This is a genomic window from Streptomyces sp. NBC_00525 (assembly GCF_036346595.1).
Classification (GTDB): Bacteria; Actinomycetota; Actinomycetes; order Streptomycetales; family Streptomycetaceae; genus Streptomyces.
The window spans coordinates 527,071-548,927 of sequence record NZ_CP107834.1 but is presented as its reverse complement, the minus strand read 5'-3'; the positions used below and the strand labels follow the sequence as shown (position 1 = coordinate 548,927).

14 protein-coding genes and 1 riboswitch are annotated in these 21,857 nt (G+C 74.0%); of the genes, 7 read left to right on the top strand and 7 right to left on the bottom strand.

The genetic code is table 11. From position 1 onward, the window contains the following. The first annotated feature begins 74 nt into the window (after positions 1 to 74). Complete coding sequence (locus tag OG710_RS02300) at positions 75 to 2,399, top strand: serine/threonine-protein kinase (RefSeq protein ID WP_330237852.1); 2,325 nt, start codon at positions 75 to 77, stop codon at positions 2,397 to 2,399. A gap of 21 nt (positions 2,400 to 2,420) precedes the next feature. Here the strand turns inward: OG710_RS02300 and OG710_RS02295 are convergent, their stop codons facing one another. Beyond that, positions 2,421 to 3,146, bottom strand: a complete 726-nt coding sequence (locus OG710_RS02295; RefSeq protein ID WP_330237851.1) for an ABC transporter ATP-binding protein — start codon at positions 3,144 to 3,146, stop codon at positions 2,421 to 2,423. A gap of 117 nt (positions 3,147 to 3,263) precedes the next feature. On the opposite strand from OG710_RS02295, the gene OG710_RS02290 reads away from it, so the two are divergent. Together OG710_RS02290 and katG are read left to right on the top strand one after the other, a co-directional pair. After that, positions 3,264 to 3,881 (top strand): class I SAM-dependent methyltransferase, encoded by a 618-nt coding sequence (locus tag OG710_RS02290; protein ID WP_330237850.1) that lies wholly within the window; start codon positions 3,264 to 3,266, stop codon positions 3,879 to 3,881. 185 nt (positions 3,882 to 4,066) lie between these two features. After that, complete coding sequence (katG, locus tag OG710_RS02285; RefSeq protein ID WP_330237849.1) at positions 4,067 to 6,298, top strand: catalase/peroxidase HPI; 2,232 nt, start codon at positions 4,067 to 4,069, stop codon at positions 6,296 to 6,298. 54 nt (positions 6,299 to 6,352) lie between these two features. Here the strand turns inward: katG and OG710_RS02280 are convergent, their stop codons facing one another. From OG710_RS02280 to OG710_RS02265, 4 genes are all read right to left on the bottom strand, one after another. Then, positions 6,353 to 8,563 (bottom strand): HelD family protein, encoded by a 2,211-nt coding sequence (locus OG710_RS02280; protein WP_330242136.1) that lies wholly within the window; start codon positions 8,561 to 8,563, stop codon positions 6,353 to 6,355. Between the two features lie 212 nt (positions 8,564 to 8,775). Beyond that, a complete protein-coding gene (locus OG710_RS02275; protein ID WP_330237848.1) occupies positions 8,776 to 9,408 on the bottom strand; it encodes an isochorismatase family protein in 633 nt (210 codons plus the stop codon). Positions 9,409 to 9,439: 31 nt separating this feature from the next. After that, positions 9,440 to 11,125, bottom strand: a complete 1,686-nt coding sequence (locus OG710_RS02270; protein WP_330237847.1) for a (2,3-dihydroxybenzoyl)adenylate synthase — start codon at positions 11,123 to 11,125, stop codon at positions 9,440 to 9,442. Between the two features lie 84 nt (positions 11,126 to 11,209). Continuing rightward, entirely contained in the window at positions 11,210 to 12,046 is an 837-nt protein-coding gene (locus OG710_RS02265; protein WP_330237846.1) for a 2,3-dihydro-2,3-dihydroxybenzoate dehydrogenase, read from the bottom strand. 418 nt (positions 12,047 to 12,464) lie between these two features. After that, a riboswitch (cyclic di-AMP (ydaO/yuaA leader) is annotated at positions 12,465 to 12,647 on the top strand. A gap of 4 nt (positions 12,648 to 12,651) precedes the next feature. On the opposite strand from OG710_RS02265, the gene OG710_RS02260 reads away from it, so the two are divergent. The 3 genes from OG710_RS02260 (at position 12,652) to OG710_RS02250 (ending at position 16,557) form a co-directional block, all read left to right on the top strand. After that, positions 12,652 to 13,539, top strand: a complete 888-nt coding sequence (locus tag OG710_RS02260) for a LysM peptidoglycan-binding domain-containing protein (protein WP_330237845.1) — start codon at positions 12,652 to 12,654, stop codon at positions 13,537 to 13,539. 81 nt (positions 13,540 to 13,620) lie between these two features. After that, positions 13,621 to 13,809: an antitoxin gene (locus tag OG710_RS02255; RefSeq protein ID WP_330237844.1), complete on the top strand. Its 189-nt coding sequence runs from the start codon at positions 13,621 to 13,623 to the stop codon at positions 13,807 to 13,809. Between the two features lie 177 nt (positions 13,810 to 13,986). Next, positions 13,987 to 16,557: a SpoIIE family protein phosphatase gene (locus OG710_RS02250; RefSeq protein ID WP_443064214.1), complete on the top strand. Its 2,571-nt coding sequence runs from the start codon at positions 13,987 to 13,989 to the stop codon at positions 16,555 to 16,557. Here the strand turns inward: OG710_RS02250 and OG710_RS02245 are convergent. Both OG710_RS02245 and OG710_RS02240 read right to left on the bottom strand, forming a co-directional pair. Next, entirely contained in the window at positions 16,532 to 17,362 is an 831-nt protein-coding gene (locus OG710_RS02245; protein WP_330237843.1) for a thioesterase II family protein, read from the bottom strand. The two genes, OG710_RS02250 and OG710_RS02245, sit on opposite strands and share 26 nt — an antisense overlap. Positions 17,363 to 17,436: 74 nt before the next feature. Continuing rightward, on the bottom strand, positions 17,437 to 18,759 hold the full coding sequence (locus OG710_RS02240; protein ID WP_330237842.1) for a geranylgeranyl reductase family protein: 1,323 nt from the start codon (positions 18,757 to 18,759) through the stop codon (positions 17,437 to 17,439). Positions 18,760 to 19,218: 459 nt separating this feature from the next. Between OG710_RS02240 and OG710_RS02235 the strand changes: the two genes are divergently transcribed. After that, positions 19,219 to 21,822 (top strand): SpoIIE family protein phosphatase, encoded by a 2,604-nt coding sequence (locus tag OG710_RS02235; protein ID WP_330242134.1) that lies wholly within the window; start codon positions 19,219 to 19,221, stop codon positions 21,820 to 21,822. Positions 21,823 to 21,857: the final 35 nt, after the last annotated feature.

The following is a 21,857-nucleotide window of genomic DNA, read 5'->3' as shown; positions in this document are numbered from 1 at the left end:
GCTAGTTTGTGTCCAGCACAGATGGGCGGTCCCGTGACGGCAGAGACGCACGGGGGACGAGAGGTCGGGGAAGAGTGTCGCTGCGCGCAGGCGATCCAGCCGAGATCGGCGGATATCCGCTGGAGGCGAGGCTCGGCTCAGGTGGCATGGGCACGGTCTTCCTGGCCCGTACGGAGTCGGGCCGGCCGGTCGCGATCAAGCTGATCCACCAGCAGTTCGCCGGGGACAGCGAGTTCCGCACCCGCTTCCGGCAGGAGATCGAGGCGGCCCGGCGGGTGAGCGGCGCGTTCACCGCGGCCGTGGTCGATGCCGAGCCCGAGGCCGAGCAGCCGTGGATGGCGACGACCTACATCGAGGGGCCCACGCTCGCCCAGCGCATCGCCGACGAGGGCCCGCTCGGTGGGTCCGGGCTGCGCAGCCTGGCGATCGGGCTCGCCGAGGCGCTGCGCGACATCCACCGGGTGGGCGTCGTCCACCGCGACCTGAAGCCCTCCAACGTCGTCCTCTCGCCCGAGGGGCCGCGCGTCATCGACTTCGGCATCTCGCGCGCCGCGGACCAGCAGACGCTCACCATGACCGGGCGCGTCATCGGGACCCCGCCCTTCATGTCGCCGGAGCAGCTCCAGGCGCCGCGCGGGGTCGGGCCGCGCTCCGACGTCTTCTCGCTCGGCACCCTGCTGGTGTACGCGGCGACGGGACGCGGGCCCTTCGACGCGGACAGCCCCTATCTGACGGCGTATCAGGTCCTGCACGACGAGCCCTCGCTGGACGCGGTGCCCGCCGTGCTGCGCGCGGTCGTCGAACCCTGCCTGGTCAAGGAGCCGGAGGGCCGGCCGTCGGCGGCCGAACTCCTGGAACTGCTGCGGGACCTGCCGGCCGACCTCGGCGGGCCCGGCACCGACGGATGCGCGACGGGCCGCACCCGCGATGTGGTCACCCAACACCACCTCGCCACCCCGACACCGACCCCGCCCACGCCGGAACCGGCACCGGAACCGGAATCCGCACCCGAGCCCGCCTCCGCACCCGAGCCGGCCTCCGCGCCGGAACCGGTCTCCGCGCCGGAGCCGCAACCGGAACCGGAATCCGCGTCCGTCTCCTCCGCCCCGCGCGGCCGGCTGCGCGGGCGGCGGCGGACCGTGCTCGCGGCCGCCGTCGCCGTGGCCCTCATCGGCGGGGGAGTCGCCCTGCTGCGGGCCGGCGGCTTCGGCGAGGACCGGCCCGCCGGCGGGAGCGGCACGGTCGCCGCGCCCTCCGCCGCGCTGCCGGACGGCTTCCGGCCCTGGCGGGTGACCGTGCCGGGCGGCCGCGAGGACATCCCCGACGAGCTGCGGTGCGTCACGGGCGCCGGCGACGTGGTGTTCTGCGGGGGCGGCGGAGTCGTCGCGACCCGCATCAGCGTCCGGGACGGCTCCCGCGCCTGGACGGTCAAGAGCCCCGGCATCCCCGTCCAGGGCATGCACATGGTGGGCGCCACCGGCGACACCGTCCTCGGCTTCCGCATCGCAGCGCAGGACGACCCGCGGGGCCGCAACGACGAGGTGGTGGCCGTCGACGCCGAGAGCGGCGAGGAGCTGTGGTCCGCACCCTCCGGCGCCCAGTCGACGGCCGTCACCGGCCGCACCCGCGACGCGATCGTGCTCGGCTCCGCCGTCATCATGGTGGACGCCGCCGACTCCGCCTTCGAGGCCCGGGACGCGCACAGCGGGAAACTGCTGTGGACGGCGCCGTTCCCCGCGGACTTCCGGTGCGCGCCCGTCCCGGTGGACGACGCGCTGCTGGCCATGTGCGCCGCGGACGCCGAGATGAACGCCGCGTCCGTACGCCACCCGTCCCTCTACCCGGTCGACCGGGCCTCCGGCCGCTGGGGCGCGGCCATCGCCGTCGACGGGCCCGCCGTGCCCGTGGGCGTCGCCGACGGCCGGCTCGTCCTGCTCCGGGAGGACACCGACGAGACGGCGTTCACCGGGTACAACGGGGTGGTGCGGGTGGACCCGGCCGCAGGCCGCGCCACGTACGCCCGGCTGGCCGCCACGTACACGGGCAACCCCGGCATGGCGGACGGCACCGTGTTCGTGAGCGGGCGGACCGGCCGCGTCACCGCGTTCGACCCCCCCACCGGCCGCAAGAAGTGGTCCCGGCAGACCAGCGTCGAAGGGGCGTCCGGACCGGTCGCCGGGAACGGCGCGCTGTTCTTCAGCTCCGCCACCGGCCGGGTCGTCGCGCTCGCGCCGTCCGACGGCGCCACCCTCTGGGCCACGGACCCCAGGGCGGACGGGTTCAGCGGCGAGGAGGGCGCGGGACCGCGCGTCACCGTCGCGGGCGGCGCGGTCGTCGTGGCCGCCGCCGGGAACACCGTCTTCGCCTTCGACACGAACCGCCCGCCGAAATCGGGCTGACCGGCGACCGGAACGCCCCGCTCAGGCCGCCCGGCCGGGGTGCGCGGCGGCCGGCCGGAGCCGGTCGTCCACCACCAGGCCGCCGGCCAGCACCAGCACCCGGTCCGCGTACGCGGCGGCGGCCGGGTCGGCGGTCGCCAGCACACAGGCCCGCCCCTCCGTGTCCACGGCCGTACGCAGCAGAGCGGCCAGCGCGCGCCCCGCGGCCGGGCCGAGCGCCCCGGCCGGCTCGTCCGCGAACAGCACGTCCGGGCGCGACACCAGCGCGCACGCGACCGCCAGCCGCTGCTGCCGCTCCCCGCAGAGCCGCCCCGGCCGCTGCCGCTCGCACCCGGCGAGACCCACCAGGGCGAGCACCTCGCGGACCCGGCCGGGCTCCGGCCGGCCGCCGGCCCGGGCGACGTTCTCCGCCGCGGTCAGGGTGGGCACCAGGTTGAACGCCGGGGACACGAACCCGGCGCGGGTCCGCCGCAGCTCCGCGAGGCCCCGGTCCGACAGCCGCGTCAGCTCCGTGCCGTCCCAGCGGACGGAGCCGCGCGTCGGCCGGTCCAGGCCCGCGAGGCAGTGCAGCAGGGCCGTCTTGCCTGAGCCGGAGGGCCCCGTCACCACGGTGAGGGTGCCGGGGGCGGCCTCCACCGACACCCCGCGCAGCGCCCGTACGGCGGCGCCTCCGCTGCCGTAGGTGCGGTGCAGGTCCTGTGCCCGGAGGGTGGTGCCGGTGCCGATGCGTTCCACTGTCTGCGTCATGACTCCATCCTGGGCGCGCGGATCGCCGCGATCGATCCTGCCCGCACCCGGACCGGGGGTGCGGAAAAGTGAACCATCGACGGGGCGCCTGCCCCTCCCGCGTCTACAGTGGGCCGTATGAACCGCTGGACCGAGCTGACCGGGGACACCTCCGGCGAGGACTACGCCGCCCGCTTCGCCGCCCTCGCCCGCAGCGGCGCGGACGTGCACGGCGAGGCCCGGTTCTGCGCGGCCCTCGTGCCCGCCGGGGCGCGGGTGCTGGACGCCGGCTGCGGCACCGGCCGGGTCGCGATCCGGCTCGCGGAGCTGGGCTACGACTGCACCGGGGTGGACGTGGACGCCTCGATGCTGGCCGTGGCGCGCAAGCAGGCGCCCGCGCTGCCCTGGTTCCGGGCCGACCTCGCCGCTTTCGAGCCCGCTTCCCTCGGCATCCGGCCCGGCTTCGACCTCGTCGTCGCCGCGGGCAACGTCATGGCGCTGCTCACCCCCGGCACCGAGGCCGCCGTCGCCGGACGGCTGTCCGGGGCGCTGCGCGCGGGCGGCCTGCTCGTCGCCGGGTTCGGTCTGGACGCGGACCACCTGCCCGTCCCGCCCGCCCTGACGCTCGCCGAGTACGACGAGGGCTGCGCCGCCGCGGGCCTCACCCTCGTCGACCGGTTCGCCACCTGGGACGCCGCTCCGTACGACGGCGGGGGCTACGCCGTCAGCGTCCACCGCAAGGGCAACGGGGCCTGACACAACGGCGGTTCCGACGCCGAACGCGGGGCGAATGCTCGTATTGACTTGGACTAGGTCCATCGTAGGATCGGTTCCGGCCGAAGCCAGGGCAGGACGCCCCTCGGGGCGAGACCGGCCAGGCCCTTCCCACCGCATTCTCAATTCTCAGCGCACCGAGATCCGCCCCGTTCGGAAGGAATTCCATGACTGAGAACCACGACGCGATCGTCACCGATCCCAAGTCGGACGAGGCCGGCGGCTGCCCCGTCGCGCACGATCGCGCGCCGCACCCCACCCAGGGCGGCGGGAACCGCCAGTGGTGGCCGGAGCGGCTCAACGTGCGGATTCTCGCCAAGAACCCGGCCGTGGCCAATCCGCTCGGCGGGGACTTCGACTACGCGGCGGCGTTCAGCGCGCTCGACCTGCCGGCCGTCAAGCGCGACATCGCCGAGGTGCTGACGACCTCGCAGGACTGGTGGCCCGCCGACTTCGGCCACTACGGCCCCTTCATGGTCCGGATGGCCTGGCACAGCGCCGGCACCTACCGCATCAGCGACGGCCGCGGCGGCGCCGGCTCCGGCCAGCAGCGCTTCGCCCCGCTCAACAGCTGGCCGGACAACGCGAGCCTGGACAAGGCCCGGCGCCTGCTGTGGCCGGTGAAGAAGAAGTACGGCAGGAACATCTCCTGGGCCGACCTCCTCGTCCTCACCGGGAACGTCGCCCTGGAGACCATGGGCTTCACGACCTTCGGCTTCGGCGGCGGCCGGGTGGACGCCTGGGAACCCGACGAAGACGTCTTCTGGGGCCCCGAGACCACCTGGCTCGGCGACGAGCGCTACACCGGGGACCGGGAGCTGGAGAACCCGCTCGGCGCGGTCCAGATGGGCCTCATCTACGTCAACCCGGAGGGCCCCAACGGCAATCCGGACCCGCTCGCCGCCGCCCGCGACATCCGCGAGACGTTCCGCCGCATGGCGATGAACGACGAGGAGACCGTCGCCCTGATCGCCGGCGGCCACACCTTCGGCAAGACGCACGGCGCCGGACCCGCCGACCACGTCGGACCCGACCCCGAGGCCGCCCCGATGGAGCGCCAGGGCCTCGGCTGGGAGAGCTCCTACGGCACCGGCAAGGGCGGCGACACCATCACCAGCGGCCTCGAAGGCATCTGGACGGACACCCCGACCACCTGGGACAACAGCTTCTTCGACATCCTGTTCGGCTACGAGTGGGAGCTGTTCAGGAGCCCGGCCGGCGCCCACCAGTGGCGCCCCAAGGACGGGGCGGGCGCGGACACCGTGCCCGACGCCCACGACCCGGCGAAGCGGCACGCCCCGACCATGCTCACCACCGACCTCTCGCTGCGCTACGACCCGGCGTACGAGCCCATCTCGCGCCGCTTCCACGAGCACCCGGAGGAGTTCGCCGACGCCTTCGCCCGCGCCTGGTTCAAGCTCACCCACCGAGACATGGGCCCCGTCGTCCGCTACCTCGGCCCCGAGGTCCCGCAGGAGACGCTGCTCTGGCAGGACCCGCTGCCCGAGCGCGACCACGAACTGATCGACGCGGCCGACATCGCGGCCCTCAAGGAACGCGTACTCGCCTGCGGCCTCACGGTCTCCGAACTGGTCTCCACCGCCTGGGCCTCCGCCTCCTCCTTCCGGGGCACCGACAAGCGCGGCGGCGCCAACGGCGCGCGCGTCCGCCTCGAACCGCAGAACGGCTGGGAGGTCAACGACCCGGACCGGCTCGCGGCCGTGCTGCGCACCCTCGAATCCGTCCGGGAGACCTTCAACACCGCGCAGCGCGGCGGCAAGCGGGTCTCCCTCGCCGACCTGATCGTCCTCGCCGGCGCCGCCGGGATCGAGAAGGCGGCCGGGGACGCCGGAACACCGGTCGAGGTCCCCTTCACGCCGGGCCGGGTGGACGCTTCGCAGGACCAGACCGACGTCGAGTCCTTCGTCGAGCTGGAACCCGTGGCCGACGGCTTCCGCAACTACGTGGGCAAGGGCAGCCGGCTCCCCGCCGAGTACCTGCTCCTCGACCGGGCGAACCTGCTCGGCCTCAGCGCGCCGGAGATGACGGTCCTCGTCGGCGGTCTGCGCGTCCTGGGCGCCAACCACCAGCAGACCACGCACGGAGTGTTCACCGACGCGCCGGGCACGCTGACCAACGACTTCTTCGTCAACCTGCTCGACATGGGCACGACGTGGAAGTCGGTGGCCGACGACCGGAGCGCGTTCGAGGGCCGTGACTCCGCCACCGGCGAGTTGCGCTGGACCGGCACCCGCGCCGACCTGGTCTTCGGCTCGAACGCCGAACTGCGCGCCGTCGCCGAGGTCTACGCGAGCGACGACGCCGGCGAGAAGTTCGTCCGCGACTTCGTCGCCGCCTGGGACAAGGTCATGAACCTGGACCGGTTCGACCTGGTCTGAGCACACCCCGGGGGTACGGGCCGGTCCGCGCGGACCGGCCCGTACCCGCGACGCTCAGCGCAGCGACTCCGGCAGCGCCTCCCGGTGCACGATGCCGAGGCGCTGCGTGGCACGGGTCAGCGCCACGTACAGGTCGCTCGTGCCGAACCGGCCCGGCTCCACCACCAGGACGTGGTCGAATTCGAGCCCCTTGGCCTGCCGGGGCCCCAGCAGCACCACCGTGCGCGCCAGATCCGGCTCCGCCCCGGCCGTGATCCCGTCCAGCGCCGCCGCGATCTCCTCGTGCAGCTCGCGCGGCGCGATCACCGCGAGCCGCCCCTCGGCGGGCGTCATCTCGGCGACCGCCCGCGCCACCGCCCCCGCCAGATCCGCCCCGGCGTCCCGGACCCACGGCACCTCGCCCGTGGACCGCACCGAACCCGGCGGCTCGAACGACGGGTCCACGGCCCGCAGCACCTTCGCCGCCACCTCCATCACCTCGGCCGGCGTACGGTAGTTGACCCCGAGCCGCACATGCTCGTACCGGTCGTCCACGTACGGCCGCAGGATCTCCCGCCACGAGCCGACCCCCGCCTCCTCCGAGGTCTGCGCCGGATCGCCCACCAGCGTCATCGACCGGGTCGGCGAGCGGCGCATCAGCAGCCGCCACGCCATCGGCGACAGCTCCTGCGCCTCGTCCACGACGATGTGCCCGAACGCCCACGTCCGGTCGGCGGCGGCCCGCTCGGCCGCGCTGCGGTGATCGGCCTCCTCGTGGCGCTCCGCCATCCGCTCCGCGTCGATGATGTCGTGTGCGGCGAGCAGCTCCGATTCCTCGTCCTCGAACTCGAAGGACTCCGAACCCCTGGACAGCTCCAGCACGCCGTGCGCGTACGCGATCCGCTCCTGGCGCTCCGCCTCGGCCGCCGCCCGCTCGGCGCTGTCGTCCACGCCCAGCAGCTCCGCCGCCTCGTCCAGCAGCGGCACATCGGCCGGCGTCCACCCGCCGTCGCCGGGCGCCCGCCGGATGGCCTCGGCGTCCGCGTCGGGCAGGTGGACCGGCTCGGCCAGGTACTCCGTGAGGAAGCCCTCCGGCGTCAGGGCCGGCCACAGCTCCTCGATCGCGGCGTGCACCTCCCGGCTGACCGCGACACCCTTGCCGAGCTGGGCGATGTCGTCCGGGCCCAGGAAGTTCGGACCGCCGTACGGGTCGGCGCCGATGCGCTCGGTGAGCTGCGCGGTCAGCGCGTCGATGATCCGGAACGCGAAATGCGGCCGGGCCAGATTGTGGGGGAGCCGGGTGTCACGGGCCGCCTGCCGGGCCTCGTAGGCGATCTCCCGGTCCAGGACCAGGTCGCCGTCGTCGTGCGGCACGGTCAGCGGGGCGCCGGGCTCGGGCAGCAGCTGCCGGTCGCGCACCGCGAGCGCCAGCGCCTCGGCCATGGCGGCGCCGCCCTTCACCGCGGCGGCGCGCGGAGTGTCGGTGCCCCGTGCGTGGACGCCGGGGAAGAGCTCGGCCTGCGTGGCGAGCAGGACCCCCGTCTCGCCCAGCGCCGGAAGGACCTCGCCGATATAGCTCAGGAAGGCCGGGTTGGGGCCCACGATCAGGACCGCGCGCTTGGCCAGCAGCTCCCGCTGCTCGTACAGCAGGAACGCCGCCCGGTGCAGGGCCACCGCCGTCTTGCCGGTGCCCGGACCGCCCTCGACGACGAGCACCCCGCGGTGCGGCGCGCGGATGATGCGGTCCTGCTCGGCCTGGATGGTCCGCACGATGTCGGCCATGCGCCCGGTGCGCGCGGAGTTCACCGCGGCCAGCAGCACGCTGTCGCCGCTCGGGTCCTCGAAGCCGGTGCGCTCGCGGTCCTCGATGTCCAGGATCTCGTCGTGCAGCTCGGTGACCACCCGGCCCTCGCTGGTGATGTGCCGGCGCCGGCGCAGCCCCATCGGGGTGTGATGGGTGGCCAGATAGAAAGGCCGGGCGACCGGGGCGCGCCAGTCGATCAGCAAAGGCGTGCGCTCGGTGTCGTCCTCGCGGATTCCGATACGGCCGATATGGTGCGCGGTGCCGTCCCTGAGATCGATACGGCCGAAACACAGCGAGCCGTCCACCGCGTTCAGGGCGGCGAGCAGCCCCGAACGCTCGACGACCCGCACATCGCGTTCGAGCCGTGCCTGCCGGCCCGTTCCCACCGGGGTCAGGGCGTCCTCCACCTGGCGCGCGGCATCACCGCGGAGCACGTCGACGCGGTGATGGACCCGGTCGACGAATTCCTGCTCCTTCTGCAATTCGGCGCTGTCCCGAGTTGACAAAATAGCTCCCTGACGGCTATGGTGATTCTTGTAGGCCCCCGGTGAGGGGCCTTTTCTGTGGACGCACAGAACCATTCAATATACTCGCGAAAATCCCCGGCCCGCAATTTCGGACCGGGGATTTTCTGTGAGCGGGGGATTCCCCCGGGGAGAGCGGGGATTCCTCGGGAAGGCGCCGGGCGGCCGGCTCAGATGTCCTTGAGCAGCCAGTCCGTGGTGGTCACGACCGCGCAGCGGCCCGCCGCCCAGCGCAGCGCCATGTCGTGGTCCTCGCGGGAGAAGTCCGCGACGGCGTCGGCCACCACGAACGCCCGGATGTCGCGCATCCACGCGTCGGCGGCGCTCATCAGCACCCCGATGTGTGCGTACACGCCGGTGATCACCAGCTGGTCGCGTCCGGCGTCGCGGATGAGGGACTCCAGCTCGGTACGGACGAACGCGCTGTACTTCCACTTGGTGAGCACCGTGTCGCCCGGCCGGGGCGCCACCTCGTCCGGCGCCGCCAGCGCCTCCGGATCGTCGGCGACCCCCGGCCCCCAGAAGTCCAGCTGGAGGCCGCGCTCCTCGGCGCTCTGGCCGCCGCGCTGCGCGGAGTGCACCACGGGGATTCCGGCGCGGCGCGCGGCCGCGCCGATCCGGGCGGTGTTGGCGAGCATGCCGGTCAGCGGCTGCTCGCCGGGCCGGTAGGCGCGCAGGAAGTGGTTCTGCAGGTCGTGGACGAGCAGGACGGCGCGCGCCGGGTCCACGGTCCAGTCGACCCGGTTCGCCGGGAGCTCGTCCGGGCCGGGCAGGGGATAGGGGGCGATGGCGGGCAGGGCCATGGAGAACCTTTCGGTGCCGGGCGCGGCGGATTCAGTGCTGCTCGACGGATGCTGACGGGGTGCCGGAAGCCGGCGGGGCGACCGGGACCGGCGGACCGGCCTCGGTGCGCAGGCCCTTCTTGCTGACCTTGCCGATGCCCGTCTGCGGGAAGGCGTCGACGAACTCGACCAGATCGGGAACCTTGTACGCGGCGACTCCGCGCTCGCGCACATGCCGCTTCACCGCGAGCGCCCCGAGCGGTCCGGCGCCCTCACGCAGGATCACGTACGCCAGCGTGCGCTCACCCAGATAAGGGTCGGCCACCCCGACCACCGACACGTCGTGCACGGCCGGATGGGCCAGGATGATGTTCTCGACCTCCTCCGGCGCGACCTTCTCGCCGCCCCGGTTGATCTGGTCCTTCGCCCGCCCCTCGACCACCAGATGTCCGCTCGGGGTGCGGCGCACGATGTCGCCCGTACGGTAGAAGCCGTCCTCGGTGAACGCCGTCCGGTTGTGCTCCGGGGCGCGCCAGTAGCCGCGGATGGTGTACGGGCCGCGCGTCAGCAGCTGCCCGAAGTGCCCCTCGGGGACCTCCCGTCCGGCGTCGTCCACGATCCGGATCTCGTCGTCCTCGGAGATCGGCCGGCCCTGGGTGGTGACGACGGTCTCGTGGTCGTCGTCCAGCCGCGTGTAGTTGACGAGCCCTTCGGCCATGCCGAACACCTGCATGAGCCGGCAGCCCAGCGCGGGCTCCAGCCGGCGGGCCGCGGTCTCGCTGTACTTCGCTCCGCCGACCAGGACCAGTTCCAGGCTGGACAGGTCCCAGGCCGCCGAGGCCGCCGCGTCGGTCCACACCAGCGCCAGCGGCGGCACCATGCCCGTCAGGGTGACGCGCTCCCGCTCGATGAGCGGGAAGGCGGTGGCCGGGTCCGGGCGCGGGCACAGGACGACGGTGCCGCCGGCGTACAGGGTGCCGAGCCAACCGGGCGAACTCATCGGGAAGTTGTGCGCGGCGGGCAGCACCACGAGATAGCGGGTGTCCGCGTCGACGCCGCAGATCTCGTTGGAGCCGCGCAGCGAGTAGATGTAGTCGTCGTGCGTACGGGGGATGAGCTTGGGCACCCCGGTGGTGCCGCCGGACAGCTGGAGGAAGGCCAGGTCGTGCGGCTCGGGCCCGTCCTCCGGTTCGGCCGCCGCCTCGCACGGCACCTCGGACAGGGCGGTGTGCTCGCCCGGCTCGCCGACCACGAACACGTGCCGGAGGGTGGGCGCCTGCGCCCGCACGGCGGTGGCCAGGGCGCGGTGGTCGAATCCGGCGTGCCGGTCCGGGATCACATAGGCGACGGCCTCGGCGAAGGAGCAGAAGTAGCCGATCTCCGTCTCGCGGTGGGCGGGCAGCGCGTAGACCGGCAGCGCGCCGATGCGGAAGAGGGCGAAGACGACCTCGGCGAACTCGGCGATGTTCGGCAGCTGGACGACCACCCGGTCGCCCTTGGCTATCCCGCGCGCCCGGAATCCGGCCGCCAGCCGGGCCGCCCGCTCGTCCAGCTCGCGATAGGTCCAGGCGCGCCGCTCGGGCGCCGGATCGACGATCGCGACGCGGTCGCCGTGCGCTTCGGCCCGCTCGCGCAGCATGCCGGTGAACGTCTCGCCGCGCCAGTGCCCGGCGGCCCGGTAGCGGGCGGCGAACTCGGCGGGCCAGGTCGGGGCGTCTTCGGACGGTGCGGTGCTCATGGAGCGGCTCCCACGGCGTTGAGGAACGTACGGATGCGGCGCGGCGGTCCCGGCGGGCGCCGCGCGGGGGACGGACGGGCCGGGTCAGGCGCGCAGGGTGGCGCCGCCGTCGACGTACAGGTCGTGCAGGGTGATGTGCCGGGCCCGGTCGGACACCAGGAAGGCGACCGCCTCCGCGACGTCGGCCGGTTCGGCGATCCGGCCGAGCGGGATGCCCGTGCGGAAGCTCGCGAGGTCCCCGGCGATCACCCGCCGCGCGGCGGGCCCGTCGTCCCGGTCCTCGCCGGCCGGCCACATGGCGCGCTGCATGTCGGTGAGGGTGGAGCCGGGCGAGACGGTGTTGCACCGGATGCCCAGGGGTGCCAGCTCCAGCCCGAGGCACTTGGTGAACATGACGGCGGCCGCCTTGGACGCGGCGTACGCGGCCATCGTCGTCCGGGGGATGCCGGCGGCGTTGGAGGCGACCGTGACGATGCTGCCCGCGCCGCGCCCGGCCATCCGGCGCGCGACGGACCGCGAGACGTGGAAGACCCCGTCGGTGTTGACGGCGAAGGTGGCCGCCCAGTCCTCGTCGGTCAGCTCGGTGACGGGCGAACACCGCAGTATCCCGGCGACGTTGACCGCGATGTCCAGGGCGCCCAGGGACTCCTCCGCCTCGGCGACGACGGTTTCGACGGCCGCCGCGTCCGTGACGTCCAGCGTCCGCGCGACGACGAGGCCGTCGTGCTCCCCGGCCAGGGCGCCGATGCCCTCCGGGTCCGCGTCGGTCGCCAGGACCCGGCAGCCGCGCGCGACGAGGGCGCGTACGACCGCCTCGCCTATGCCGCGCCCGGCTCCCGTGACGAGGGCCAGCCGGCCGGCGAGTTCCCGTTCGCCGGCGGGGACGGGACGAGGGGCAGCGGGGGTGGAATGCGGCGCCATGGCCTGGGGTCTCCATTTACCGGTGAGGGGGAGTCAGACTTAGGTAAGCCTAACCATATATCGACCGGAGGGGGAGAGGGCCTCAATGGCCGGTCTCATGGGGGAGCGCGCCGCACGGTGCCCCGATCGCACCCGTATGAGTAGAAGGTGAACGGTGACCGATGAGGGGGGATTTGATGGCCCCTAAAGATGCCAAAACGGACTAAATTGCGCCTATCGGGCGCAGTGGTCGACGTCACGTCCTCTCTTTCTGACGCACGATCCGATGTCCCGGTTCCCAGACGTACCAAAGAATTTTGAGTTCCCCCTGTGCGGCCGATCATGAGCATTTCCTTTGATTGATCTTGCGAAACAATTGTGATCAGTAATTCCGGGCTTGTTCCGGCCCTCGTTTCTCGCTTACGGTCCCGTCATCAATCCGGATGGAACGCCGAATCCTGCCGCCGTCCGGGCACCCGACCACTCACGTACGGCAGGAGCGGGGGACCCAGGTTTGCCGCCGGTCCGGAATCCGGAGCGGCTAGGGGTGAAGTCGCCATGTGCGACCGGGCATCTCCAGCCCGAACCCGACAGCTCACCTCGCAGGCGACGGAGAGGAATTCGTCATGCCCTTCACGGGTAAGCACCGTCGTGCCAAGTCCGCGTCCCTGACCCGCGGTTTCATCGCCGTCAGCGCGGGCGGAGCCGTTCTCGCGCTCCCCCTGATCTCCGCCGGTTCGGCCTCCGCCGCCCCCGCCAAGACCGTCGTCGCCGAAAAGGCCGCCGCCCCGACTTCCGTCGCCGGCAAGGAAATTGCCGTCCGCAAGGCCGCGCCCACGACCTATTCCGTGGTCGCCGGCGATTCGCTTTACAAGATCGCTCAGGGGCATTCCCTCAGCGGCGGCTGGGAGCGGCTGTACAAGGACAACCGCAGCGTTGTCGGCAGCAACCCCGACCTCATTCACCCCGGGCTGAAGCTCACCATCGGCGCCGCGGCCGCCGCCGCCCCGAAGGCCGCCCCCCAGGCCGCCGAGAAGAGCGAATCCAAGGCGGAGGCCACCGACGGCGACGCCGGCACCACCGTCCGGACCGAGAGCGCCGACCGCGCCGACCGCTCCGAGCGGACCGTCGTCCCCGTCCCCGTCGCCGAGAAGACCGCCGCGCCGGCCGCGGCCCCGGCCTCCGTCACGTACACCGACGACCTCGACGGCTGGATCAAGGAATCCCTCGCCGTCATGGCCGAGCACGGCATCCCCGGCAGCTACGACGGCATCTACCGCAACATCATGCGCGAGTCCTCGGGCAACCCGTACGCCATCAACAACTGGGACTCCAACGCCGCCGCCGGCACCCCCTCCAAGGGCCTGCTCCAGGTGATCCAGCCCACCTTCGACGCCTACCACGTCCCCGGCACGTCGACCGACATCTACGACCCGGTCGCCAACATCACCGCCGCGTGCAACTACGCCGCCGCCGTGTACGGCTCGATGGACAACGTGTTCGGCGCCTACTGATCCGGGCGGCCTCCGTCCCGTGATGCGACGGCCGGACCGGACGGGGATGCTGGAAGGGTCAGCGTCTCCAGGAGGTATCTCATGAGCATGCTCGACAAGCTCAAGAGCATGATCAAGGGCCATCCGGACCAGGCCCGGCAGGGAGTCGAGAAGGGCGGCGACTTCGTCGACAAGAGGACCGGCGGCAAGTACGGCAGCCAGGTCGACTCGGCCCAGCAGAAGCTCAACGACCGGATCGGTGACCGCCGGCCGCCCGACGAGGGCCGGTAGGGGCATGGACACACCCTGAGAAGCGGGGGACGCCACAGCGGTGGCGTCCCCCGCTTCCGTGTCCGCGCACACCCCTGCGCACACCCCTGCGCACATTCCCTTCGCGCCCCCGCAGGCCGCGGGACGCCCGCTCCCGGCCGACGTGCCGAACACGTGGGCCGGGAGCATGCTGGCTGTGTGACCTGGCACCGCGCGGCCGGGCGGGTGCCGTTCGGTCCGAGCGACGGCCCGCCCCGCAGACAGGAGGACGGCAGGGCGCCGGACGCCGCGCCGGACGCCCTGTCCCTGGTGCTCGCCCAGTCCGTCGTGAACGCCATCGAGACCGCGGGCGGCGTGGCCGGCGGGGTCTATCTGCCCTCGCGCACCCCCGGCCTGCTCCGGCTGGCCGTCCTCGGCGGGCTCCCCGGCCCCCTGTTCCGCCCCTGGTGGCGGATGCATGTGAACCGCCCCTTCCCGGTCGCCGAGGCGTTCCGCACCGGCAGCCCCGTCTACCTCGCCGACGCCGAGGACGCCATGCGGCGCTTCCCCCAGCTCATGGCGGGCCTGCCGTTCCCCTTCGGCTCCCTGTACGTACCGGTGCTGCGCGGCCACGAACCGGCCGGTGTCCTGGTCGTCCTGCGCGCCGCGGCCGACGAGGAACCGGTGCCCGCCGCCGAGCGGCGCCGGCTCCAGCACATCGCCCTCGGCCTCGGCACCGAGCTGGCGGCCCTGGCCGGGGAGGGGGTACGGCCCGAGTGGGACGACGAGCCGCTGCCCGTACAGCTGCCCGCCGGCACCGCGCCCCCGGTCCGCACAGGCCGCTTCGACTGGAACCTGGCGACCGGCGCCGTCGAGACGGACGACGCGCTCGACGCCATCCTCGGCACCGGCAGCGGCCCCTTCCCCGGCACCGTCGACGCCCTCGCCGCCCGGCTCGCCCCGGAGGACGTCTACGGCCTCTGGGCGCTGGCCCGGCAGGCGGCGGGCACCGAGGGCCCCGTCGTACGCCGCATGCGGCTGCGCGGCCCGGACGGGCGCTCCCACCTGCTGGAGGTCTCCGGGCGCCGGGACGACGGCGCCGGGCCCGGCGGACACCTCACCGGCTTCCTGGTGGACCTGGGCATCGGCCCGGTCGTCGCCGAGGCCGCCGACCGGCTGCCGCGCGGCATCTTCTCGCTCGACCGCTTCGGCCGGATCACCTACGTCAACCCGCTCGCCGAGGAGATGCTAGGCCGGGCCCGCGCGGACCTGGTCGGGCAGGTGTTCTGGGAGGCGCTGCCCTGGCTCGCCAACCCGGCCTACGAGGACCACTACCGGGCCGCGATGATCTCCGACAGCCCGGTCCACTTCCTCGCCCGGCGCGCGGACCACCCCTGGCTGACCGTCTCCCTGTACCCGGGCCACGACGGGCTGACCGCCGTCCTCACCACCACCGACGAGCCCGCCTACACCCCGGACTCCGTCGTCGCGCCCGGTCTGGGGCTCGGCTCCCCGGCCGACCGGTCCGCCGCCCTCTACCGCCCGGTCGCCCTCGCCATCGCGCTCACCGAGGCCGTCACGGCCCGGCAGGTCTCCCGCGTGGTGACCGAGGAGCTGCTGCCCGCCTTCGGCGGCCGGCAACTGGCGATCTACCTGCTCAAGGAAGGCCATCTCTACCTGGAGTGGGAGACCGGCTTTCCGCAGGGCTTCCTCGACCAGTTCGACGCCGTCGGCCTGGGCGTCCGCATTCCGGGCGTGGAGACGCTCACCACCGGCCGGCCCATCTTCTTCGAGTCCATGCAGCGCCTGGCCGCCGCCTACCCCGGCATCCCCATGGACGCCGACGTCGGCGCCCGCGCCTTCCTGCCGCTGATCGCCTCCGGCCGGCTCGTCGGCTCCTGCATCCTCGGCTTCGACCAGCCGCGCGGCTTCAGCCCGGAGGAGCGTACGGTCCTCACCGCACTGGCCGGACTCATCGCCCAGGCCCTCCAGCGGGCCCAGCGCTACGACACCGAGGCCGCCCTCGCCCGCGGCCTCCAGGACGCCCTCCTGCCGCACGGCCTGCCCGCCGTGCGCGGCATCGACACCCAGGGCCGCTACCTCGCCGGCACCAAGGGCATGGACGTCGGCGGCGACTGGTACGACGTGATCGAGACCGGCGGCCGGCTCGCCCTGGTCATCGGGGACGTGCAGGGCCACGGCGTCGCCGCCGCCGCGACCATGGGCCAGCTCCGCAGCGCCGTACGGGCCTTCGCGCTCAGCGGCCACGATCCGCAGGAGGTCATGAGCGGCACCAACCGGCTCCTCATCGACCTCGACACCGGCCAGTTCGCCAGCTGCTGCTACATCGTGACGGACCCCGCCACCGGCCGGACGCACGCCGTGCGCGCCGGGCACCCCCAGCCCGTCCTGCGCCGCCCGGACGGCACCGCCGAGGTCATGGAGCTGCCCGGCGGCATCGTCCTCGGCATCGACGCGGAGGCCGCCTACCCCGTCACCGAACTCCACCTGGAACCGGGCGCCGCGCTCGCCCTCTACACCGACGGCCTCGTCGAGCGGGCCGGCACCGACATCGACGTCGGCGTCGAGCGGCTGCGCGCCACGCTCGCCACCCCCGGCGCCGCCGACTCCCTCGCCGACACCGCCGACCACGTCATCGGCAGGGCCCGGCAGGCCGCGGACCGGCCCGACGACATCGCCCTGCTGCTCGCGGCCCGCTGGACCGCGGCGGAGGGCGCGGCCGGACGCGAGCCGGTCCGCCCGTTCAGATCCTTTCCGCGCCGCCCGTGACGGCCGCGCCGCCCGCCCCGCCGCCGCCCGCCGGGACGACGCCGCACAGCGCGAGGACCGTCTCCGCGACGGCCGGCACATGGTCGTCGAGGAAGAAGTGCCCGCCGGCCAGGACCCGGAGCGCGAAGGACCCCCGTGTCGCCTCGCGCCACGGAGCCACGTCCTCGGCGGGCGCCTCCGCGTCGCAGTCCCCGGTGAGGGCGACCACCGGGCAGGCCAGCAGCCCGCCGCCCGGCACATACGCCGCGACGGCGTCGTAGTCGGCGCGCAGCGCGGGCAGGATCACTTCGAGCAGCTCGGGGTCGGCCAGCACCGCCGGGTCGGTGCCGCCCAGCGCCCGGACGCGCGCGACCAGCGCCTCGTCGGTCTCCGGCCGCTTCCCGGCCCCCAGCCGCGAGGGCGCCCGCCGCCCCGACACGACGAGCCCGGCGGGCCCCTGGCCGGGCAGCCGGGACAGCCGCAGCGCCACCTCGTGGGCGACCGAGGCACCCATGCTGTGCCCGACCAGGACGCGCGGCCCGGCCGGGGGCGGCCCGGCGGCCAGCCGGGCGGCGATCAGATCGGCGAGCCGGTGCAGGTCGCGGACGGCCGGTTCGCGGTAACGGTCCTGCCGGCCCGGATACTGGACGGCGCGCAGATCGGCGAAGGGCTGCACGGCGGCGGACAGCCGGCGCCAGTAGCCCGCCGCGCCGCCCGCGTGCGGGAAGCAGATCAGTTCCGCGAGGGCGTCGGTGGAGTGGTAGCGGCGCAGCCAGGGGTCTCGCCGCCCACCGGGGGCGTTGTCCGCGATGCTTCGCTTCTGCATGGGTTGCCTTCGGTTCGGATCGGTCTGCCGGTACGGCGTCGGCCGGTACCGGTTCGGTCGATGCGGTGTGCGGGTCAGCGGCGCCGGGTGCTCGGCGCGGGCACGAGCCGTACCGCCGTGTTCAGGACGTGGTCGATCGCGTCGCGCGACGGGTGCTCCGTGAGGTTGGTCAGCAGCCGGGCCAGGGTGTTGAGCAGGGCCGGGGAGCCCAGCACATAGCGGTTGAGCACCGGCTGGAAGCCCGACCGGCTGAAGATCAGATCCGCGGCCGTGTTGCCCAGCCGGTAGTAGCGGCCCCAGCGGCGGTTCATCTCGGCCGGGTAGTGGCGCAGCGCCCGCTCCCGGCGCGGTCCGGCCGGCAGCGCCAGCGCGAGCGCCGTCGTCTCGGCCGCGACCTCGCCCGCCTCCATGGCCTGCCCGATGCCCTCGCCGTTCCACGGGCTCACCATGCCGCCCGAGTCACCGACCAGCAGCAGTCCGCGGGTGTACAGCGGATGGCGGTTGAAGCCCAGCGGAAGGGCGGCGCTGCGCACCGGTCCCTCGGCGTTCTCCTCGCGCAGGCCCCACTCGGGCGGGGTGCGGGCCAGCCAGCGGTCCAGCGAGGCCCGCAGATCGGCGCTGCCGTGCCGGCGGTGCGGGAGCGCCCCGAGACCGACGTTCACCCGGCCGTCGCCCATGGGGAAGATCCAGCCGTACCCCGGCAGATAGGCGTCGCTCCGGGGGAAGCGGAGGTCCGCCCACAGCTCCAGGAACTCCTCGCCGGAGCGCTCCGGGCTGCGGTAGTAGCGGCGGGCGGCCGTGGCGATCTGTCGCTTGGCGTCCCGCTCCAGGCCCATCGCCAGGGCGATCCGGGCCGACGCGCCGTCGGCGGCGATCACGACCGGGGCCCGGTGCACCACCGTTTCCCCGTCCGCCACCGCCGAGACTCCGGTGATCCGCCCGGCCCGGTCGGTGACCGGCCCCCTGACCTTCACCCCGGTACGCAGCCGGGCCCCGGCCGCCACGGCGTGCCGGGCCAGGATGTCGTCGAAGTCGTGCCGGCTGCGGGTCAGCCCGAAGTCGGGGAAGCCGCCGAGCGCCGGCCAGTCGATCTCCACCTGCCGGGAGCCCGCCACCCAGCGCATGCCCCGCGACCGGGTCCAGCCGGGTGCCCCGATGTCCACGCCCATGCGGATCAGCTGGTGCACCGCGCGCGGGGTGAGCCCGTCGCCGCACACCTTCTCGCGCGGGAAGCGGGACTTCTCCAGGAGCAGCACGTCGACCCCGGCCCTGGCGAGGTGGTACGCGGCGGACGAACCGGCCGGGCCCGCCCCCACCACGATCACCTTGGCCTCCTCGGCCGCGCCGGAAGCGGTCTCCTGGTCCGAGGGCGACTGCTCTGCACGGGTCTCCCGCATGGGGCTCCCTTCGTGGGCCGGACGGCCGCCGCCGGGGACGGCGGCCCTGTACACCGACATCCTGCCGGGTTCCCCTCCGCGCCGGGAGGGTGATCAACAAAGCGCCACGCCCGGCCGAGTTCGCTCATGCGTACGAAGGGTGGGTCCTGCGGTGTCCGGGCAGGTGCCCGCCACCCCGCGTCACCCGATCGCGCGGGGTCCGGCCGTGGGCGCACGGGGCCGCTCCCGCACACCGATCGCCCGCCGCCGATCCGTGTTAAACCTTGACATGTGGGTGGTACAGGTCGATTCCGGGCGAAACTCCATCGCTCCGCCCGGCGTCCGCACCGAGACGGTGGCGGCCGTCCGGGCGGTGACGCCCCCGCGCCCTCCGGGCCGCCGGGCGAGCCGACCTCACCGGGGCGCCGACTGCGCGCCCTGTTCAGTGTCCGCACCGTCGCCGGCCAGTTCTTCATCCTCATGATCGGCATCGTCGTCCTGCTGGACGCCGCCGCCGTCGCCGCCCTCGTCGTCCAGGGCCGGCGCGACAGCATGGCCGCCGCCCGCGCCCAGTCGCTCAGCGTCGCGCAGACCTTCGCGCACGCCCCCGGCGTGGCCGCCGCCCTCGACAGCAAGGACCCCACGGCCGTCCTCCAGCCGCGCGCCGAACAGATCCGGCAGAGCACCGGCGTGGAGTACGTCGTCGTCGCCGGCACCAACGGCGTCCGCTACACCCACCGCGACATCGCGCTCATCGGCCGGCAGATCCCCGGCCCCTACAAGGAGGCCCTGGACGGCGAACCCGTCACCCGCACCGTCGAGGGCAACCGCGGCCGCGCCGTCAACTCCGCGGTGGCCGTCCCCCGCAAGGACGGCTCGGCGGCCGGGCTGGTGGCCGTCGGCATCAAGGTCGAGGCCGTCAACCGGCTGGCGTACCCGAGCCTTCCGCTGACCATCGGCGCCGGCATCGCCGCACTCGTCCTCACCGTGGCCGGCGCCACCGTGGTCGGCCGCCGCCTCAGCCGCCAGACACGGGGCCTGGGCCCCACCGAGATGACCCGGATGTACGAGCACCACGACGCCGTGCTCCACGCCGTGCGCGAGGGCGTCCTCATCATCGGCGCCGACCGCCGCCTGCTGCTCGCCAACGACGAGGCCCGGCGGCTGCTCGACCTTCCGCCGGACGCCGAGGGCCGCGCGGTGACCGACCTCGGACTCGCCAGGGGCACCGCCGAACTGCTGGCGTCCGGACAGGTCGCCACCGACGAACTGCGGCCCGCCGGGGACCGGCTGCTCGCCGTCAACCTCCGGCCCACCGAGGACCGCGGCGGCCAGCCCGGCATGGTCGCCACCCTGCGCGACACCACCGAACTGCGCGCCGTCACCGGGCGCGCCGAGACCGTACGCGAACGGCTGACCCTGCTCTACCGGGCGGGCGCCCTGATCGGCACCACCCTCGACGTCACCACCACCGCCCAGGAACTCGCGGACGTCGCCGCCCCCGGATTCGCCGACGCCGTGACCGTCGACCTGGCCGACTCCGTGCTGCGCGGCGAGGAACCGAGGACCCCCACCGGCGACGCGCTCCGGCTCCGGCGCACCGCCGTCCGCAGCCCCGTCGAGGACCACCCGCTCCACCCGGCCGGGCACGCCGTCGACTACGTCCCGACCACCGCCGAGGGACTCGGCACCGGCGTCGGGCACACCTGGATCGTCGCCGACCTGACCACCTCCCGGCAGTGGCGCGAACCCGACCCCGAGCAGGCCGCCCGCCTCCTGGAACACGGCTACCACTCGCTGCTCTCGGTCCCGCTGCGCGCCCGGGGCGTCATCCTCGGCATCGCCAACTTCTGGCGCGGGCGCAACGAGGAGCCCTTCGACCTCGACGACCTCTCCTTCGCCGAGGAACTGGTGGCCCGGGCCGCGGTCAGCGTGGACAACGCCCGCCGCTACACCCGCGAGCACGAGATGGCCGTCACCCTCCAGCGCAGCCTGCTCCCGCGCGGCCTGCCCGAACAGAACGCCCTCGACGTCGCCTACCGCTACCTCCCCGCCCAGGCCGGCGTCGGCGGCGACTGGTTCGACGTCATCCCGCTGTCCGGCGCCCGGGTCGCCCTCGTCGTGGGCGACGTCGTCGGGCACGGGCTGCACGCGGCCGCCACCATGGGCCGGCTGCGCACCACGGTCCTCAACTTCTCCACGCTGGACCTCGCGCCCGACGAACTCCTCGGCCACCTCGACGAACTGGTCGTCCGGATGGACCAGGACGAGGGGTCGGGCGGCGCCGCGATCACCGGGGCCACCTGTCTGTACGCGATCTACGACGCGGTGTCAGGGCGCTGCACGGTCGCCCGGGCCGGCCACCCCGGACCCGCGCTCGTGCTGCCCGACGGGACGGTGAGCTTCCCGGAGATCCCGGCCGGGCTGCCCCTCGGCATCGGCGGCATGCCCTTCGAGATGACGGAGATCGAGGTGCCCGAGGGCGGCCGCCTCGTCCTGTACACGGACGGCCTGGTGGAGCGCCGCGACCGGGACATCGACGACGGCCTGGAACTGCTGCGCCGCTCCCTCGCCGACCGCGACCGGACCCCGGAGGAGACCTGCGACGACGTGCTGGAGGCCATGCTGCCCAGCCGCCCCGGCGACGACGTGGCCCTGCTGGTCGCCCGGACCCGCATCCTGGACCCGTCCCGCCGCGTCCAGTGGGACGTCCCCCCGGACCCGGCCGCCGTCGCCGGGGTGCGCAGACAGGCCACCCGCTGGCTGGCCGACCAGGGCCTGGACGAGGAGGGGTTCGTCACCGAACTCATCCTCAGCGAACTCGTCACCAACGCCATCCGCTACGGCAGCGAGCCCATCAAAGTCCGGCTGCTGCACGACCGCTCGCTGATCTGCGAGGTGTCGGACTGCAGCAGCACATCGCCGCATCTGCGCTACGCCGCCACCACGGACGAGGGCGGCCGGGGCCTGTTCCTGGTGGCCCAGTTCGCGCAGCGGTGGGGCGTCCGGTACACCGACCGGGGCAAGGTCATCTGGTCCGAGCAGACACTCGGCGGCCCGCCGCCGGCCGAGTGGCCGCTGTGACGGCGCCGCGGGGCCCGGCGGATGCCGGACCCCGC

Bases quoted from the DNA above. Each gene is read 5' to 3' on its own strand.
- katG (WP_330237849.1), top strand. From the start codon at position 4,067: ATGACTGAGAACCACGACGCGATCGTCACCGATCCCAAGTCGGACGAG.
- OG710_RS02255 (WP_330237844.1), top strand. From the start codon at position 13,621: ATGAGCATGCTCGACAAGCTCAAGAGCATGATCAAGGGCCATCCGGAC.
- OG710_RS02290 (WP_330237850.1), top strand. From the start codon at position 3,264: ATGAACCGCTGGACCGAGCTGACCGGGGACACCTCCGGCGAGGACTAC.
- OG710_RS02245 (WP_330237843.1), bottom strand. From the start codon at position 17,362: ATGCAGAAGCGAAGCATCGCGGACAACGCCCCCGGTGGGCGGCGAGAC.
- OG710_RS02270 (WP_330237847.1), bottom strand. From the start codon at position 11,125: ATGAGCACCGCACCGTCCGAAGACGCCCCGACCTGGCCCGCCGAGTTC.
- OG710_RS02240 (WP_330237842.1), bottom strand. From the start codon at position 18,759: ATGCGGGAGACCCGTGCAGAGCAGTCGCCCTCGGACCAGGAGACCGCT.
- OG710_RS02260 (WP_330237845.1), top strand. From the start codon at position 12,652: ATGCCCTTCACGGGTAAGCACCGTCGTGCCAAGTCCGCGTCCCTGACC.
- OG710_RS02275 (WP_330237848.1), bottom strand. From the start codon at position 9,408: ATGGCCCTGCCCGCCATCGCCCCCTATCCCCTGCCCGGCCCGGACGAG.
- OG710_RS02235 (WP_330242134.1), top strand. From the start codon at position 19,219: ATGATCGGCATCGTCGTCCTGCTGGACGCCGCCGCCGTCGCCGCCCTC.
- OG710_RS02295 (WP_330237851.1), bottom strand. From the start codon at position 3,146: ATGACGCAGACAGTGGAACGCATCGGCACCGGCACCACCCTCCGGGCA.
- OG710_RS02265 (WP_330237846.1), bottom strand. From the start codon at position 12,046: ATGGCGCCGCATTCCACCCCCGCTGCCCCTCGTCCCGTCCCCGCCGGC.